Raw genomic sequence first — 2,856 nt, 5'->3', positions numbered from 1 at the left:
TGGGGGTGGCGATGGAGGCGCCCTTCTTCCAGTTGGCGCCGCCGTTGCGCCGCCAACTGGTGGTGTTCTCCTCGAATTACGCCCTCTATGGCGACCTCTCGCGCCGCGTGATGCAGGTGTTGGCCGGTTTCGCGCCACGCATCGAGGTCTATTCGATCGACGAATGCTTTCTCGACCTCTCCGGCGTGGCGGAGCCGGTCGCCCTGGGGCAGGCGATGGCCCGCACCGTGCGCCAGTGGACCGGCATTCCGGTCTCGGTCGGGATCGCCCCGACCAAGACGCTGGCCAAGCTCGCCAACCGCCTCGCCAAGACAGGGCAGAGTCCCGATGGCCCGGTGCTCGACTGGGCGCGCCTGCCCGATCCGGCGGCGACGCTGGCCGGGATTCCGGTCGAGGACGTGTGGGGGATCGCCGACCGCTGGGGACAACGGCTACGCGCGCTCGGCCTCGCCGATGCCCTGGCCGTGCGTGAGGCTGACCCGCGCTGGCTGCGTCAGCAGGGTGGCGTGGTGCTGGAGCGCCTCGGCTGGGAGCTGCGCGGGCGGCCCTGTCTGCCGCTGGAGGTGATCGCGCCGCCGCGCCAACAGCTCCGGGTTTCGCGCACCTTCGGCGCGGCGGTGACCGCCTGGCCCGAACTGCGCGCGGCGTTGACCCGTTTTGCCAGCCGCGCGGGCGAGAAACTGCGTGCCCAGAGCCTGGCCGCCCCGGCGCTGACGGTCTTTATCCAGACCGATCCCTTCGACACCGCGCGGCCCTTCTATACCAATGCCGTCACCCTCCCCTTCGACGCCCCGACCCAGGACAGCGCCGCGCTGATCGCGCAGGCCCTCGCGGGCGCCGCGCGGCTGTGCCGGCGCGGAGACGCCTACCGGCGGGCAGGGGTGCTGTTGCCGGATCTGGTTCCGGTCGGGCGGGCGCCGCTGGATCTGTTCGCGGCTCCGGACGCGGAGGACCGCGCGACGTGCCGGATGGCGGCCCTGGACGCCATCAACCGCCGTTTCGGGCGCGCGACCCTGCGCTATGGGGGCGAACTGATCGGTACCGGCTGGCACCGGCGCGCGGGGCGCGTCTCGCCGATCTCGACAACACGCTGGGAGGCGTTGCCGAGGGTGCGGGCGTGCTAAATTGCGCGGGTCTGGCCTGAGTCGTCCATCCCGTTCAGCGAGGTGTGTGGAGACAGCATGTGCGGTCGCTTTGCCCAATACTGCGGCAGTATGGACTTGGAAGCACAGTTTGGCGCCTCTCTCGACGGGGCGTGGCCACCGCCGCGTGACAACATCGCGCCGGGGAGCCAGCTTCTGGCCGTGCGCGCGGACTCCGCCGGGACGCGAACCTTCACGACGCTCCAGTGGGGACTGATCCCGCGCTGGGCGAAGGATCGCCAGATCGGCAACCGCACGATCAATGCCCGTGCAGAAACGGTGGCCGAGAAGCCGTCGTTTCGCGCGGCCTTCCGGCAACGCCGTTGCCTAATCCCCGCCGATGGCTTCTACGAATGGCAGGCCAGCGGTTCCGGCAAGCAACCGTATTTCATCGCCCGCCGGGATCGCCAGCCTTTCGCCTTCGCCGGGTTATGGGAAACGTGGACCGATCCCGCGAGCGGCGCGCGCATCGACAGCACCACGATCATCGTGACTGACGCCAACGACGTGGTGAGACCCATCCATGACCGGATGCCGGTGATTCTGTCGCCTTCGGATTATCGGCTTTGGCTGGATCCGGGGCTGAACCGCCCCGCGCCGCTGCAAGCGCTGCTCACGCCCTGCGATCCCGCGCCGCTGATGGCCTATCCGGTTGACCGGCGGGTGAATACGCCGGCTCAGGATGACCCGGCGCTGATCGAGCCCTGCCGCCGAACCAATCAGCGTTGATCGGGTCAGTGCAAATATGATCCGGTTTTTCAGTTTCCCGCCCGGCCCATCAAGCTCATGTTAACCCAGCTCGAAGCTGGTGATGCCATAGGTGCGCTCAGAGGCCAGCGCAGGAGCGGGACCGGCGTACATGCGGGCCGTCTCGAACGTGGGCCGCAGGCCGTGGCGCTCGGCGAGGGCGAGGGCGGCGGGATTGGAGGCGGGTGTGTCGAGGAACACCGGGGCGCTGGCCGGCAACCGAGCGCACAGCGAACCGAAGAGGGCTTCGGCGGCGTCCGGCGTGTCCGCGAAGAGCGGGCCGATCTTGTAGCCCTCGCGGCAGGCGCGCCGCACGCCATAGCCGAGGAGACGGTCGCCATGCAGAAGGCCGAGCGCCAGGGTCTGGGGTTGCGCGATCCAGCGTTGCAGGAAGGCGTGACGCTCGGTCGGGAAGAAGGCGCGGTCATAGGCGGCCAGCGATGCGAACGGCCAGGCGGTCAGCGCGATCATGCACGTCCCATCGGCGGGCTCGGGAGCCGGATCTGGCAGGCCGTACCCCTGGTAGCGGACATGCCGATCGGCGAGTTGGAAGCCGCTGCGACGGTAGTTGTCCTGTTGCGCCAGGACGCCATCGAGTCCGATCGTGCGGCCCGCCAGACGCGCCATGGCGGCCTGCCAGATGGCCCAGCCATACCCCTGTCCGCGCCGATCCGGGCGGACCAGATAGAAGCCCAGGAAGCCGAACGTCGTCCCATCGCGCACCGCCGAGATCATGGCGACCGGCCCGTCTTCGCGCAGACCGATCAGGAAACCTTCGGGGTCGGCGGCCAGGAAGGGCGCGGCATCGTACAGCCCAGGGTTCCAGCCTTCGGCGGCGGCCCAATCGAGCGCGAGGCCGATCTCGTCGGGGGTCATGGTGCGAATCGTCAAGGACACTTGGGCGGCTCTCCTGTGTGGATGGTTGCGCTCCGGTTCCGGCGCATGGGTTACTCCACCCCCTTCGCCT

General features: G+C 69.3%; 3 protein-coding genes. 2 read left to right on the top strand and 1 reads right to left on the bottom strand.

Features of this window, described 5'->3' with window-relative positions; genetic code table 11:
- The coding region (locus QZY07_RS25450; RefSeq protein WP_295408916.1) for a Y-family DNA polymerase at positions 1-1,124 on the top strand (1,124 nt) is incomplete at its 5' end.
- A 57-nt stretch (positions 1,125-1,181) separates the two neighbouring features.
- Positions 1,182-1,871: an SOS response-associated peptidase gene (locus QZY07_RS25445; protein WP_295408914.1), complete on the top strand. Its 690-nt coding sequence runs from the start codon at positions 1,182-1,184 to the stop codon at positions 1,869-1,871.
- A gap of 60 nt (positions 1,872-1,931) precedes the next feature.
- Here the strand turns inward: QZY07_RS25445 and QZY07_RS25440 are convergent.
- The coding region (locus tag QZY07_RS25440) for a GNAT family N-acetyltransferase (RefSeq protein WP_363184855.1) at positions 1,932-2,856 on the bottom strand (925 nt) is incomplete at its 5' end.

Origin of the sequence: uncultured Thiocystis sp. (assembly GCF_903866365.1) — a bacterium.
Lineage (GTDB): Bacteria > Pseudomonadota > Gammaproteobacteria > Chromatiales > Chromatiaceae > Chromatium.
The sequence above is the reverse complement of the archived record's forward strand: the minus strand, read 5'-3'. Positions and strand labels throughout refer to the sequence as shown.

What these genes read in the sequence shown, in the direction of transcription:
- QZY07_RS25445 (WP_295408914.1), top strand. Translation starts at nt 1,182, where the DNA reads ATGTGCGGTCGCTTTGCCCAATACTGCGGCAGTATGGACTTGGAAGCA.